The 15097-nt window shown below is 28.1% G+C and carries 15 protein-coding genes; 2 read left to right on the top strand and 13 right to left on the bottom strand.

The genetic code is table 11. The features are described 5' to 3' along the window. Window positions 1-6: 6 nt before the first annotated feature. A complete protein-coding gene (locus J2Z53_RS05270; protein ID WP_209796188.1) occupies window positions 7-978 on the bottom strand; it encodes a DUF4003 family protein in 972 nt (323 codons plus the stop codon). 252 nt (window positions 979-1230) lie between these two features. Here J2Z53_RS05270 and J2Z53_RS05265 point away from each other — a divergent pair, with 252 nt between their 5' ends. After that, the gene (locus J2Z53_RS05265; protein WP_209796187.1) at window positions 1231-1650 is read left to right on the top strand and encodes a hypothetical protein; all 420 of its coding nucleotides are present in this window, start codon (window positions 1231-1233) and stop codon (window positions 1648-1650) included. A gap of 35 nt (window positions 1651-1685) precedes the next feature. On the opposite strand, the gene J2Z53_RS05260 is transcribed toward J2Z53_RS05265, so the two are convergent. Together J2Z53_RS05260 and J2Z53_RS05255 are read right to left on the bottom strand one after the other, a co-directional pair. Then, complete coding sequence (locus tag J2Z53_RS05260; protein WP_209796186.1) at window positions 1686-1976, bottom strand: Dabb family protein; 291 nt, start codon at window positions 1974-1976, stop codon at window positions 1686-1688. Between the two features lie 79 nt (window positions 1977-2055). After that, window positions 2056-4593, bottom strand: a complete 2538-nt coding sequence (locus tag J2Z53_RS05255; protein ID WP_234925788.1) for a calcium-translocating P-type ATPase, SERCA-type — start codon at window positions 4591-4593, stop codon at window positions 2056-2058. A 164-nt stretch (window positions 4594-4757) separates the two neighbouring features. On the opposite strand from J2Z53_RS05255, the gene J2Z53_RS05250 reads away from it, so the two are divergent. Continuing rightward, window positions 4758-6398, top strand: coding sequence for a putative manganese-dependent inorganic diphosphatase (locus J2Z53_RS05250; RefSeq protein WP_209796184.1), 1641 nt, complete (start codon window positions 4758-4760; stop codon window positions 6396-6398). A gap of 39 nt (window positions 6399-6437) precedes the next feature. Here J2Z53_RS05250 and J2Z53_RS05245 read toward each other — a convergent pair whose 3' ends face one another. The 10 genes from J2Z53_RS05245 to J2Z53_RS05200 all read right to left on the bottom strand — a co-directional run bounded on the left by J2Z53_RS05245 (window position 6438) and on the right by J2Z53_RS05200 (window position 15089). Beyond that, window positions 6438-7076, bottom strand: a complete 639-nt coding sequence (locus J2Z53_RS05245) for an HAD-IB family hydrolase (protein ID WP_209796183.1) — start codon at window positions 7074-7076, stop codon at window positions 6438-6440. Between the two features lie 140 nt (window positions 7077-7216). Further along, the gene (locus J2Z53_RS05240) at window positions 7217-8410 is read right to left on the bottom strand and encodes a pyridoxal phosphate-dependent aminotransferase (protein ID WP_209796182.1); all 1194 of its coding nucleotides are present in this window, start codon (window positions 8408-8410) and stop codon (window positions 7217-7219) included. A 28-nt stretch (window positions 8411-8438) separates the two neighbouring features. Further along, complete coding sequence (locus J2Z53_RS05235) at window positions 8439-9254, bottom strand: PHP domain-containing protein (protein ID WP_209796181.1); 816 nt, start codon at window positions 9252-9254, stop codon at window positions 8439-8441. A 108-nt stretch (window positions 9255-9362) separates the two neighbouring features. Then, complete coding sequence (locus J2Z53_RS05230; RefSeq protein WP_209796180.1) at window positions 9363-9713, bottom strand: DUF1292 domain-containing protein; 351 nt, start codon at window positions 9711-9713, stop codon at window positions 9363-9365. Window positions 9714-9855: 142 nt separating this feature from the next. After that, complete coding sequence (locus tag J2Z53_RS05225; protein ID WP_209796179.1) at window positions 9856-10566, bottom strand: MIP/aquaporin family protein; 711 nt, start codon at window positions 10564-10566, stop codon at window positions 9856-9858. A gap of 100 nt (window positions 10567-10666) precedes the next feature. Continuing rightward, a complete protein-coding gene (gene dhaT, locus J2Z53_RS05220) occupies window positions 10667-11824 on the bottom strand; it encodes a 1,3-propanediol dehydrogenase (protein ID WP_209796178.1) in 1158 nt (385 codons plus the stop codon). A 76-nt stretch (window positions 11825-11900) separates the two neighbouring features. Continuing rightward, window positions 11901-12326, bottom strand: a complete 426-nt coding sequence (locus tag J2Z53_RS05215) for a GlcG/HbpS family heme-binding protein (RefSeq protein WP_209796177.1) — start codon at window positions 12324-12326, stop codon at window positions 11901-11903. 19 nt (window positions 12327-12345) lie between these two features. Beyond that, entirely contained in the window at window positions 12346-12864 is a 519-nt protein-coding gene (locus tag J2Z53_RS05210; protein WP_209796176.1) for a cob(I)yrinic acid a,c-diamide adenosyltransferase, read from the bottom strand. Window positions 12865-12885: 21 nt separating this feature from the next. Beyond that, a complete protein-coding gene (locus J2Z53_RS05205) occupies window positions 12886-13248 on the bottom strand; it encodes a glycerol dehydratase reactivase beta/small subunit family protein (RefSeq protein ID WP_234925775.1) in 363 nt (120 codons plus the stop codon). A gap of 5 nt (window positions 13249-13253) precedes the next feature. Then, on the bottom strand, window positions 13254-15089 hold the full coding sequence (locus J2Z53_RS05200; protein WP_209796175.1) for a diol dehydratase reactivase subunit alpha: 1836 nt from the start codon (window positions 15087-15089) through the stop codon (window positions 13254-13256). Window positions 15090-15097: the final 8 nt, after the last annotated feature.

The following is a 15097-nucleotide window of genomic DNA, read 5'->3' as shown; positions in this document are numbered from 1 at the left end:
TTTCTTTTAAGCTAATACCTCCTCAAAAAGTCCCTGTTTTTTACTAACAATAAAAGAATATATTGCAAAACATAAAAGTTCTTCTAAATATTCATTTTTAAAAGAGCTATTATTTCTTTCATAAATTTCTACTGTTACTATTGCTATTAAAGTTCTAAATGTTTTATCCATATAAAAAGTATATTCTCCTTCTTCATCACAAAGACATTTTATTACTTCTTTAACCTTTTTTATATACTTAAATATATTTTCTTCCCTAGCTACTGCTCCAATTAAAGGAAGAACTTCATCTCCTATTTTCATATCATTTTTATTAAAGTTTTTAATAAGTTCTTTTATTTCATAAGGAGCTGATGCACTATTATTTAGAAGAAGTGTACTAGCTACTCCTTGCAAATCATTTTTTGAATAATTATCTAAATCTGAAAGATAATCAAACATACTCTTTATAAATTTATTAATATCTCTTATCTCTGTTTTTGTTTTACTATTTTTTATAGCAAGAAGTGCACAAATTAAATAATCTTCTTCATCTGTTAAATCATTATATTCAATTTTTAATGATTTATATATTATTTTCATATCATTTAATATATTATCCATCTGACTTTTCTTTACATGTTTTGTTAAAGCATAAGATGAAAGTACTAAAAATGCACTATCTTTAAAACCATTATCCTTTAATATTTCGTTTGTTTCAATTAGTTTATCTGCAAAATTAATATAATCCTTTTCTTTACTAATAAGAATAGATATCATGTATAAAATATCCCCTCTAAAGCTTGACATTTTATTAGTATTTAATTTTATATACCTTCTAATTTCTTTAATTTTTTCTATATCAATATGTTCATCATCTTCTGCAAATATTAATGAAGCAAAATGATTTATATATTCCCCATCAAACCTTAAATTATTTTTTACTAGTTTATAGTTTTCTATTACATTGCTAGTAATTCCATATAATAGGCTATTCATTTGTTTTCCCCCTTAAAACTTTCTAATTATATTATAACTCATTTTTTACTTTAAACATTTAAATATTAATTACAAAACTTTGATTATTTTTATTATACTATTAGTTTATGTCAGTCATATGACTATAAAATTTTATAATATTTATGTTTATTAATTTCATATTTTACTAATTTTTTATTTATGTTATAATATTATTTGTTATACTGGACTTATCCATAAAAACGGACTTATATATATAAAGGAGATTTGTTTATGAGCTTTAGAGATAAATTTGATAAATATTTTAGAGACTCTTACTTTGAAAAATATGGCGATAGAATAACAAGTGCTGCAGGTACTATTATTTCAGTTAAAACTGAAGAAAAAAATTATATAATTTTTCATAAATTAATAGTTGACATAATACTTAAGCCAGATGCTGGTAGAGGTGCTGTTAAATGTAGATACAGAAAAAATAGATGGTTTAAAACTCCAGACTTTATACAATTAAATAAAGGTCATAAAGTTATGGTAATGGGACTTAAAGGTGTTAAAGGTAAGAAGGATTCAGAAGTAATCCAACTTCAAAATATTCTTAACTTAACTACTAAGAAAGATTTAATTCCAATAGATCATTCTCAAATTAAAAAGGCTAGACAAACAGCTTCAAGAATGAGACAAAGACAAATGTAATAAAAGCTACGTTTTTTAAACGTAGCTTTTATTATTTATGCTTCAAAATCAATTACTTTTCTATTTGTAGAAATATTTTTAACAAACTCCTTAACCTTTAAATGTTTTGGATGATTTTGATAAATATCCAAATCTTCTAAAGTATTAAATACTGAATATAAAACTACATCCATACTTGCATCACTATTATTTATATTTATCCCAACTTCTATTTCTTTTATTTCATTTATTTCTTCTTTTAGATTTTCTAATGATGCCTTTAATTTCTTTGCATTTTCTAATTTATTTTCATCTTTTAAATCCCACATAACTATATGTTTAATCATAAATATCACCTCATTTATTATTTACTATATATTATCATAAATTTATATAGTCTGTGGATTATACTTTAAATAAATATTTTTATTTTGACTTTATAAATAAATAAACACTATTTATAAATGCTATTACACCTGAGAAGAAAAGAACTAATGTCCAATGTTTAAGCATTAATGGAACTGTATGAAATATTCCACTTAAAAATGGAATGTATAATATTGAAATAAGCATACCTATAGATACTCCCACAGCCATAACCAAATAAGGATTAGTAAATAATTTTATTTCAAATATTGAATGTCTTTCTGATCTACACTCAAATACATGAAATAATTGAGACATTATAAGAGTTGCAAGAGCTATTGTTCTACAAGTTTTAAGATCCATTCCATAATATCTGCCAGCCATAAATGCAAGAAGTGTACATATACCTATTAAAGATCCTCTTATTAATATCTTTTCAGTAAGTCCTCTTGCAAATATACCTTCTTTTTTATCTCTAGGTTGTTGTCTCATAATATCATTATCTGGTGGATCAACTCCAAGTGCTATTGCTGGAAGTCCATCTGTTACTAAATTTACAAATAAAATTTGTATTGGAATAAGAGGATTTGGCATTGTAAATAATGTTGCTAGAAACATAGTTAATACTTCCCCTAAGTTACAAGATAAAAGATACCTTATAAACTTTCTAATATTATCATAAATTACTCTTCCCTCTTCTACTGCTGCTACTATTGTACTAAAGTTATCATCCATAAGAATCATAGAGGAAGCTTCCTTTGTTACATCTGTTCCTGAAAGCCCCATTGATATTCCAATATCCGCCTCCTTAATTGCAGGAGCATCATTTACTCCATCTCCTGTCATAGCCACTATATTCCCTCTTGATTTAAAAGCTCTCACAATTCTTAATTTATGATTAGGAGAAACCCTTGCAAATACTCTAATGTTATCTACTTTTTTATAAAGTTCTTTATCTGTCATATTTTCTATTTCTTTTCCAGTTAATACTTGATCTTCATTTTTGCATATGTTTAAAGATTTAGCTATAGAAAGAGCAGTATTTTTATGATCTCCTGTAATCATTACAGGTTTAATTCCTGCAAGCTTACATTTAAGTACAGCATCTCTTGCTTCCTTTCTAGGAGGATCTATACTTCCTGCAAAGCCTATAAAAATTAAATCATTTTCCAAGCTTTCACTTTTCACTAGATTATCAACTTTATATGCTGCACCAATACATCTTAATGCTCTAGAGGACATAGCTTCTAAGCCATTACTTATTAATTTTTTCTTTTGAAAAGTTAGTGGTTTTATAGATCCATCTTCATATATATAATTACTCTTTTCTAATATTTTCTCTGGTGCTCCTTTTACATAACATATTTCACTGCCATTTTCTTTAACTATTACTGACATCATCTTTCTTGTAGAATCAAAAGGTATGTCAAATATCCTCTCTACTTTATTACTAAATTCTTTTGCATCATTTACATTATTAAAAAACATTCTAACTAATGCTGTTTCAGTTGGATCTCCATATAAAGCTTTATCTAAATTTTTTAACTTTTTATCTATTTTACAATCATTGCAATGAACTAAAGCACTTTTTAATTTTTCTATGCCTTTTATTTTATTTAAATTATCTTTTTGTAGTTCAATTATTTTTCCATTTAAATAAATTTCCTTAACTGTCATTTTATTTTGAGTTAATGTTCCTGTTTTATCAGAACAAATTACAGAGGTACATCCTAAAGTTTCAACAGCTGGAAGTTTTCTAATTAAAGCATTTCTTTTTAGCATTTTAGATACACCAAGTGCTAGTGCTACTGTTACTATTGCAGCTAAACCTTCTGGAATGGCAGCAACTGCTAAAGAAACTCCAAGCATAAACATTTCTCCAATTTCATTACCTCTAATTATTCCAAAAACGGTTACTATAATACATATAATTATACAAAGTATAACTAGTATTTTTCCAAGTGAATCTAACTTTTCTTTTAAAGGTGATTTTTCATCATCAATATTTTGAAGAAGATTTGCAATCTTACCCATCTCTGTTTTCATGCCAATTTCTTTTACTCTAAAAAGACCTTTACCTTTTAAAACATTTGTACCCATAAAGCCTAGATTATTATCCTTATTGCAATCTTTATTTACACCAACTGATTCCCCAGTTAAAAGTGATTCATCAACAACAATTCCAGAGGCTTCCAAAAATTCTCCATCTGCTGGTATTCTATCTCCAGATTCTAATATTACAATATCTCCAATTGTTAAATATTTAGAATTTATAACTTTAATTCTTCCATCCCTATAAACTTTACAAGTTGGTGCTGCCATATCTTTTAAAGCTTCTAATGATTTCTCTGTCTTAAACTCCTGAAAAAATCCTAAAAAAGCATTTACTATAACTATAATAAGTATGGTTATTGCATCAGCTGTATCTCCCATAAATCCTGATATTATAGTTGCACCTATTAATACCCAAACCATAAAATCATTAAATTGAGATAGAAAAATTTTTATTGGAGATGATTTTTGTTTATGTTCAAGTTCATTTAATCCAAAACTTTTAATTCTTTTTTCTGCTTCTTTAGTTGTAAGTCCTGGAAGCATACTTTGTTCTTTTATCACTTAATAATCCCTCCTTTTTAATATTCTTATATATATATATTTAAAAGTTATTAACTTATGAAAAGTTTTGTTTAAAGTTAGCTTTACATTTTTTTATTTAGGACTTACAATTATACTATAATTTTATATATAAGGAGGTAATATATTTGAAGAACGTAATATATGTTACTGGTCATAGAAATCCTGATTCAGATTCAATATGTGCTGCTATTTCATATGCTGCATTAAAAAATAAAATAGGAGAAATACCAGCTATACCAGTTAGATTAGGAAACGTTAGTCGTGAAACTCAATTTATCTTAGACTACTTTAATGTTAAAGCACCTGAGTTTTTAGAGACAGTAAAATTAAAAGTTGAAGATTTAAAAATAGATAACATCAGTCCAATATCACCTGATATATCTTTAAAAATGGCTTGGAATATAATGAGAGACAAAAATGTTAAAACTATTCCAGTAGGAGATGCAAATGATCATCTTCTAGGAGTCTTATCAGTTTCAAATTTAACTTCATCTTATATGGATATATGGGATAATAAAATTTTAAGTAAAAGTGAAGCAACTATTGACAACATAATCGATACATTATCAGCAAAGGCTTTCTACATAAATAAAGATGTTAAAGTTTTCCCTGGTAAAATATGTGTTGCTGCTATGCAACCAAATTCATTAAAAGAACATATTGAAGCAGGTGACATAGTAATTGTTGGCGACAGACCAGAAATCCAAGAGGAAGTTATTAATGAAAATGTTTCTTTAATGATATTAATAGGTTCTACTACTTTAAGTGAAGAACTTTTAGAAAAAGCAAAGAAGGCTGGAATTACTGTAATTTCAACTCCTCACGATTCATTTACAGCAGCTAGACTTATAATTCAAAGTATCCCTGTAAGATACGTTATGATTAAAGATGATATAGTTTCATTCTCTACTGAAGATTTAGTTGAAGATGTTAAAGAAGCTATGCTTGAAAGTAGATACAGAAGTTATCCTGTAATTGATTCAGAAGGAAAAGTTATAGGAACTATTTCAAGATATCACCTTATTTCAAACTTTAAGAAAAAGGTTATTCAAGTTGACCATAATGAAAGAGCACAATCTGTTCCAGGTTTAGAGGAAGCTGAAGTTCTTGAAATCATCGACCATCACAGAGTTGCTGATATTCAAACAAACAATCCAATTTATTTTAGAAATGAACCAATTGGAAGTACTTCTTCAATAGTTTCTAAGTGCTATTTTGAAAATGGAATAAGACCATCAAAAGAAATTGCAGGAATTTTATGTGGTGCAATAATATCTGATACTTTATTATTCAGAAGTCCAACTTGCACTGAACAAGATAAATATCTTTGCAATAAACTTGCTGAAATAGCTGGAATAAATATAGAAGAATTTGCTAAAGAAATGTTTAAAGCAGGTACTTCACTACAAGGAAAAACAGTTGAACAAATATTCAACCAAGATTTCAAACCATTTACTATGGGAGATACTAAAATAGGTGTTGCTCAAGTAAATACAATGGATATTGAAGGATTTATGCCTTTAAAAGAAGAAATGTTAACATACATGAATAAGAAGGCAGACGAATCAGGATTTGATATGGTTATGTTATTATTAACTGACATATTAAATGAAGGTTCACAAATACTTGTAGCTGGAAAGAAACCTGAAATAGTTGAAGATGCATTCTCTATTAAATTAGAAGATTCAATGTCATTTTTACCTGGAGTTCTTTCTAGAAAGAAACAAGTAATACCACCACTAACAAGTTCAATAATGAGCAAATAGGAAAAATATTAAGCTGTGCTTTAAAAAAGCACAGCTTATTTATTTCCAGTTAAGTATTTCTATATCATTTTTCTTTTTAAAATTTATTAAATAAGGATGACCTACTAAGTCTAATAAAGGCTTATCTGACAATGAGTCTGAGAACATATAAGAATTTTTAAAATCTACCTCTATATTATCTTTTTTAAGTTCTTCCATTAATCTTTTTACTTTTTCCGCACCTTTACAATTATGTCCATCCATCTTTCTTAAAAATTTTCCATCTTTAAACTTAAATTTAGTTCCTATTATTTTATCTACTTCTTTATATTCATAAAATTCATTTAAGTAAAACTCTGGTGATGCTGATATTAAATATATTTTATATCCCTCTTTTTTTAAATCTCTCATCATTTTTATAGCATCATCATATAATATATTTTTTAAAACGTCTCTATAAAAATCTTTTACTATTTTAGTAAGCTTTTTTTCATCTACTCCATCTATAAATTTCAAAAAAGTTTCTTTAACCTTTTTCTCATCATAAATTCCTATGCTATACATAATTCCTGAAAATATAGCTCTTGGCAAAAATCTAATATTACTTTTATCCTTATACACCATATACTTAAAAAATTGCATTAAAGTTTCTTTTTTTGTTATTGTAAAATCTACGTCAAATATTGCTAGCTTTATCATTATTGCCTCCAAATATAATGTTTTATATAATATATATTATATAATATTTTTTATGTTAATTTCTATCTATACCTAAAAAAAGATGATTATCCCAAAATTTTGGTTAATCACCTTTTATAAATAAGGTTTCTTAATTTTTATTATTTAAGTTTTTTAAGAAACTCTTCTATTCTATTTAAACCTTTTTCTATATTTTCCATAGATGTTGCATAAGATAATCTTACATAATTATCTATTCCAAAGCCCACTCCTGGAACTACAGCAACTTTATTTTCTTCTAAAAGAAACTTTGAAAAACTTAAAGAATCTTTAATTAAGTTATTGTTTATACTTTTACCATAAAACTTGCTTACATCTATCATAATATAAAATGCACCATTTGGAAGTATATAATTAATATCTTTTATATTATCTAATCTATTTATCATATATTCTCTTCTCTTATTAAATTCTTTAAGCATTTTATCTGAACTTCCCTTAGAATTTTTAAGTGCCTCTATTGCTGCATATTGTGTTATTGAATTTATATTTGAAGTCATATGACTTTGAAGACTTGTCATAGCTTTAATTACTTCTTTATTTGAAGCTGCATATCCTATTCTCCATCCTGTCATTGCTGCTGATTTTGATAAACCATTTATTACAATTGTATTTTCATAAGCATAATCAGTTAAAGATGCTATACTTATATGCTTCTCATCATCATATATTAATTTTTCATACACTTCATCTGATATAATAATTAAGTTATGCTCTTTTGCAAATTCAGCTATTTTTAAAAGTTCTTCCTTTGAATATATTGTTCCAGTTGGATTATTGGGACTATTTAATATAATAGCCTTTGTTTTGTTAGATAGTTTATCTTCTAAAGATTTAATTGTGTACTTGTAATTATGCTCTTCCTTTGAATCTACAACTACAGGAACTCCTCCTGCTATTTTAACAAGTTCTGGATAACTTACCCAATATGGCATAGGTATAATTACTTCATCATCTTTATCTAATATTGCCATAAATGCATTAGCTAAACATTGTTTTGCTCCATTACTAACAATTATTTGATCTTTAGAATAATTTAAATTATTATCATCTTTAAATTTTCTACAAATTTCTTCTCTAAGTTCACTTATTCCAGATGTTTCTGTATATTTTGTCTTCCCTTCAATCATTGCTTTATATCCAGCTTCTATTATATTTGAAGGAGTATTAAAATCTGGTTCCCCAACTCCAAAACTAATTACATCTACTCCACTATTTTTTAATTCTTTAGCTTTTGCTGTAATCGCCAAAGTTATTGATGGTGATATTCCTGTTACTCTGCTAGATAAATTCATTTTTTTCGCCCCTTTAATTTTAACTTTATTATTTTTTATTACTTATTAAAATATTTAATAATTTTTCATTAATTCCTTGAAATCCTATTTTCATATCCTTATTAATATCATTATGAAAATCGCTTCCTCCAGTAATTAAAAGTTTATATTTTTTACTTAAATTATTAAATAAGTTTATTTGTTCTTTAGTATGACTTGGATGATAAACCTCAATGCCTCTTAATCCATAACATTTTAATTCTCTTATTATTTTTTCAACTGCCATACTCTTATATATCTTTCCAGGATGTGCAAGCACTGCAATACCATTAGCGTCATTTATTATCTTTAAAGCTTCTTTATAGTTTAATTTTTCACCCTTTACATATGCTGGTTTTCCTTTAAGTAAATACTTTAAAAATGCTGATTTATAATTTTTCTCATATCCACTTTTTACAATTTCATTTGCAATATGAGCTCTTCCAACTGAAGAATTATATTTTATAATATCATCTATATTCAAAATTATACCTTCATCTTTAAGTTTTTCAACAATTGATTTTACCCTGTTTATTCTTGATACTTTCACTTTATTTACTATTTCATTAAGATTCTTATTATTTATATCAATGAAATACCCCAATATATGAATTTCAAATTCATCAATTTCACTGCTTAGTTCAATTCCTGGTATTACTATAATATTACTACTATTATTTTCTATGATATATTGTGAATCAATTGAATCATGATCCGTTATAGAAATATATTTTATTCCTTTTTTTTCAGCATCTTTTAATATTTGTTCTGGTGTTAAATTGCCATCAGAAAAGGTAGAATGTATATGTAAATCTGCATATTTCATAATTTTAAACCTTCTTTACCTATATAATGACTATACCAATTTGATATTTTATAAATTTTAAAAGTTCTATATTATTTGCAAAAAAGAGTGGTAATACCACTCTCATTTTTATTCTTCTACTAATGTTTCATTATAATATGTTGAAACTCTTTCAAATTCATCTTCCTCTGGAACTACTAATTCTTCGCTTTCTTCTGAAGCTCTGAATAAATATACAGATTCATCATCCATATTCTTAGCTAAAACATATTCATTTCCTTCGAATTCAAAAGCATCTATAATTGGACATGATATAGTATTTCCTTCATCATCTACTAAATCTACAACAAAATGTTCGTTATGATCTTCACCACAACCGCATTCACATTCATGATCATGTCCGTGATCGTGTCCACCACATCCACATTCGTGATTATCTTCGTGATTTCCACATCCACATTTATTTAATTCTTTATCCATTTAAATTCCTCCTTATACTTAAGTTTCTTACTTAAACATTATATTCTATATTGTAACCTTATTTACTATAAAATAAAAGCAAAATTTAAAAGTTTTAAAGAAATGATTTTTTTTATTCCAAATATTAATTATAAATTATTAATTAAAATATTACTTTATAAACTAAAGCTCCTACTATAGCTCCTAATATAGGTGCTACAACTGGTATCCATGCATATCCCCAATTTGAACTTCCCTTACCTGGTACAGGTAATATAAAATGAGCAAGTCTTGGACCAAAATCTCTTATTGGGTTTATTGCATATCCTGTAGGTCCACCTAAACATAATCCAATTGCCCATATAAGAATACCTATTGCAAGTGGTTGTACTCCATCAACAAATGGATGAGCTGTAATTCCTATAATTCCAAATATTAATAAAAATGTTCCTATGAATTCAGTAACAAAGTTCCATTTTGGATTTCTTATTTCTGGAGCTGTACAAAATACTCCAAGTTTAGTAGACTTATCTTCTGTTGCTTCAAAATGATTATAATAAGATAATAAAACAAGAGTTGCTCCTATAAAAGCTCCTATAAGTTGAGCTAAAATATACATTGGAACTTGATTCCATGGAAATGCTCCAGTAACAGCTAAAGCTATTGTAACTGCTGGATTAAAATGTGCTCCACTTACACTTCCGAACATATATACTGGAATTGCAACAGCAAATGCCCATCCTGATGCTATAACCATCCATCCTGAATTAAATCCTTTAGATTTTTTAAGTACAACATTAGCTACAACACCATCACCTAATAAAACTAAAATCGCAGTTCCAATAAGTTCAGCCATAAAGTTTTGTAAATTCATATGTATTATTCCTCCTAGGTAAAGTAATATGTCCTCATTAAAAGCCCCTTTAAATTTAATAAAGGGGCTTTTGTTTTTAAATATATTTTTTTCTTATAATTTAGAATGCAGCTTTAAATATGTTAACTATGTCTTTTTCATTTCCTTTTCTTGGATTTGAGAAAGCATTTCCATCCTTTAATGCCATTTCTGCCATATATTCAAAGTCTTCTTCCTTTATTCCCATATCTCTAAGTCTTGCTGGAATTCCAATATCAGCTGAAAGTCTAAACATTGCATCAATTGCTTTTTGTGCAGCATCCATAACTGATAATCCTTCTATGTTTTCTCCCATAAATTCAGCTATATCTGCGAATTTTTGTGGATTTGAAATTAAGTTGTACTTTTCTACGTGAGGAAGTAGCATAGCATTTGCAACTCCATGAGGCATATCATATAATCCACCTAATTGGTGAGCCATAGCATGTACATATCCTAAGTTAGCATTATTAAATGCCATACCTGCTAATAATGAACCATATGCCATATTTTCTCTAGCTTCTAAGTTTTCTCCTAATGCAACTGCTTGTCTTAAGTTACTTGATATTAACTTAATTGCTTGAATAGCAGCAGCATCTGTTACAGGGTTAGCATCTTTTGATACATAAGCTTCTACTGCGTGAGTTAAAGCATCCATTCCTGTTGCAGCTGTAAGTCCAGCAGGCTTTTTAACCATTAATAGTGGATCATTAATTGATACAAGTGGTAAGTTTCTCCAGCTTACTATAACAAATTTAACTTTAGTTTTTGTATTTGTTATAACGCAGTGTCTTGTTACTTCACTTGCTGTTCCTGCTGTAGTATTAACTGCTACTATTGGAGGAAGTGCATTTGTTAATGTTTCTATTCCTGCATAGTCATAAAGATCTCCTTCATGAGTTGCTGCAATTCCTATTCCCTTACCACAGTCATGTGAGCTTCCGCCACCTACTGTAACTATCATGTCACAATTTTCATCTTTAAATATTTTTAATCCATCTTTTACATTTGTATCCTTTGGATTTGGTTCTACTCCATCATAGTAAGCTATTTCTATTCCAGCTTCTTGTAAGTATTTTGCAGTTAATTCTACTGCTCCACCTTCCATGCTTCTTAAAAATTTATCTGTAACTATTAGCGCTTTTTTTCCGCCTAATATTTTACATCTTTCTCCAACTACTGATATTGAGTTAGCTCCCATAAAATTAACACTTGGTACTAAATAATCGTACATTCTCATTTTTAAGTCCTCCTAAAATAATATTTTATATTTAATTAATTTCAAAAATATTTTTTGATTTTAATATTTAACTTTTTTATTTATTAAAAGCATCTACTGCAGCTTGTGCAATTGCCATATCTTCTTCTACAGTTCCACCACTTACTCCAACTGCTCCTATAACTTTTCCATCAACCATTATTGGGAATCCTCCACCAAATGGTACTATTCTACAGTTATTAGTAAGTTGTAATCCATAAAGACTTTCTCCTGGCTTAACAACATCTGCAACTTCATGGCTTCCTTGTTTTAAACATGCTGCTGTAAAAGCTTTATTTATTGCTATATCAATGCTTGTTATAAAAGCTTCTTCCATTCTGTGCATTAACATTAAGTTAGCACCCTTATCAACTGCTGCAAATACAACTGGAACATTCATTTCTAAAGCTTTATTTTCTGCAGCTTTAGCCATTTCCTTTACCATTTCTAAACTTAATTCTTTTACTTCATTAAATTTTTTCATAATAATTTAAACCTCCCATTTATAATTTTTCTTCTTCAAATCTTGCCATTGCAAATAAAGCATCTGACAAACGATTTATATACATTCTAACTTCTTCTCTTATATTTTCTTCCCTAGCAAGAGTTGATACTCTTCTTTCAGCTCTTCTAACTACAGTTCTTGCTATATGAAGAATTGATGATGTTTCATTTTTACCTGGAATAACAAATTCATTTATTGGACCTGTTATTTCCATATATTTATCTGTTAATCCTTCTAAAACTTCTACATCCTCTTTACTTATTAAATCTTTTAAATATTCCATTCCTTTGCTATCACTTGCAAGTTCTGCTCCTAAAACAAATAATCTCTTTTGAATATTTTTAATTTCATCTTTTAAAGAATCAGAATTTAATTTAGAATAAGCAAGTCCCATAATTGAAACAACTTCATCTACAGTTCCATAAGCTTCTACTCTTAAACTGTCTTTATCAACCCTACTTCCACCAAATAAAGAAGTAGTTCCTTTATCTCCAGTTTGTGTGTAAATCTTATACATAACTTATTTGCTCCTTAAAATTTATTTAAAGGCTATACCCTTAACTAATCTGCCTCCATTACATCCTAAATCTCTTAAAATATTAGAATTATCATCTAAGTATGCAGTAAAAAGTGGTTTATTTTTAGGTAATTTATTAAAGGTTAAATTTATCTTTCCCTCTTTACTAATTCCTATACCTACTGCTAATTTAGATTTAATAGAGGCTAAATGGCTAAGTTCCTCTGAATCATTACAATCTATTTTTTTTACATCATAAGGTATTCCTTCTTCTTCTATACCCAATAATATCTCATCAAATTTAGATGTATCTTCTAACATAGATGAATAATATACGTATATACAAGGTATTTCGTATTCATATCCTTTAACTACCATTGCCATAATAATTACTCCATTCCATTACAAGCTAATATAAGTCCAGTTGCAACAGCATTTCTTGGTCCTTCTGTTCCTCTAATGTTTCCACGACCAGCTACTACACCATATTGTGATAATGAGTCTGTAACTAATTGAGGTACTTCAAAATCTAATGAAGATCCTCCAACTAATACAACAAATTCAATATCTCTTATATTTCCTGTTGGTGAAACTATACTTAAAGCTCTTAAACAATTAGTTACAAAGACTTTCTCTTTTGCACCTCTCCTTATACTTCTTATCTTTTCTATTGAAGTTTGTCCATCTATTGGCACAAGCATTCCATCTTTTATTATTACAACCTTAGCAAAAACTGATGGATCTAAAGGCTCTTTAAAAAATTCAACTGTTCCATCTTCATGTCTTATATGGAATAAACTTTCAACTTTAGCTAATGGATATTTTTTAATATCTTCTGCTAAATTAAAAGATTCAAGTCCAAGTTCAGATTTTATAAGCATAGTTACCATGTTACCAGCACCAGCTAAGTGAATTGATGATATTTTACCTTGCTTATTTATTATTGAAGCGTCAGTAGAACCTGCTCCCATATCAAGTATTGCAAGAGGTGTACTACTTCCTGGAGTTGTAAGTGCACCACGAATTGCCATGTCAGCTTCTACTCCACCAACTTCTACTGGAACTTTAAGTTCTTCTTGAAGCTTATCTGCTATCATTTGCATTTGAAGCTTATCTGCTTTAACCATAGCTGCAATTCCTACTGCATTTTCAAGAGAAAACTCTTCTGCAAGACCACCTTTAACCTTTTGAGGAATAAAAGTATCAACTGCTAGCAAATCTTGTATTTTTATGTCACTAATTTTTTGCTTAGTAAGGTTTGCCATAACCTGTCTTACTCTTTCAAGCATTCCACCTGCATTAGTTCCAGCTTCTCCTTTAACGTCTTGTATTGGTACACATAATCTTACAGCATCCATTATTTTTTCTGCACCATGTTCAACATCAACACTTTCTTTTCTCTTTAATCCATCTATATTAATACAACCAGCTGGTATTTTCTTTTCCTTTACATCTCCCTTTGGAGTTTTAATAACTACAGCTGATCTATTTCCAATAAGTGCTCTAGATATAGGTACTATCATCTTAGTTTCCTCTGATGATAAGTTAAATACTGTTGCTATTCCATAAGGATTTGCTAAATTTTCAACTACATCTCCCTGTGCTGCAACTTCTACTGCAGCTTTCATTCCTACAGGAACTTTTTCTAAAAGCATAACTTCATCAACTATTGGAATCTTTATATCTAATCTATTATTTATAAGTACTCCATCATCTCTTTGAACTATTGCTGCTGTAATTTTAATTCCTCTTCTTGTAGCATGATTTATTCTAGCTGCTGCCTCTAAAAAATTAACTCTACTTAATATAAGTGGTATAAAAGCTTCATCCTCTTCTAAATCTTCACTATTTATATTTTCTAAATCTTCTATATATATAGTTTTTCCAGTTCCAATTCCTATTCCACCAGGAGTTTTAGGGTTGTGACCTATCATAGTAGATTCAGTTATTATTGTTTCTGTTATAGTTTCCATTGCAACATCACCAATAACTGGTGCAGCTTCATTTATTCTAACTAAATCTAAATCCTTAAGTTCTAAAGATACTTTTTTTAGTGCTTGTTTTAAAGAATCAAAAACACCATCTATATTTTCTTCAGTACCTTTTATTCCTGTTGTAGGAACTATACCACTTGAAATAAATTCAATTTCTTTATTATTGTTAACTCTTGATAATGCTACTTCCGTAGTAGCATTACCAATATCAACACCTGCAATTATTTTCATATTATCCT

Source organism: Clostridium moniliforme (assembly GCF_017873235.1).
Classification (GTDB): Bacteria; Bacillota; Clostridia; order Clostridiales; family Clostridiaceae; genus Clostridium; species Clostridium moniliforme.
This window is presented reverse-complemented; position numbering and strand designations above follow the sequence as displayed.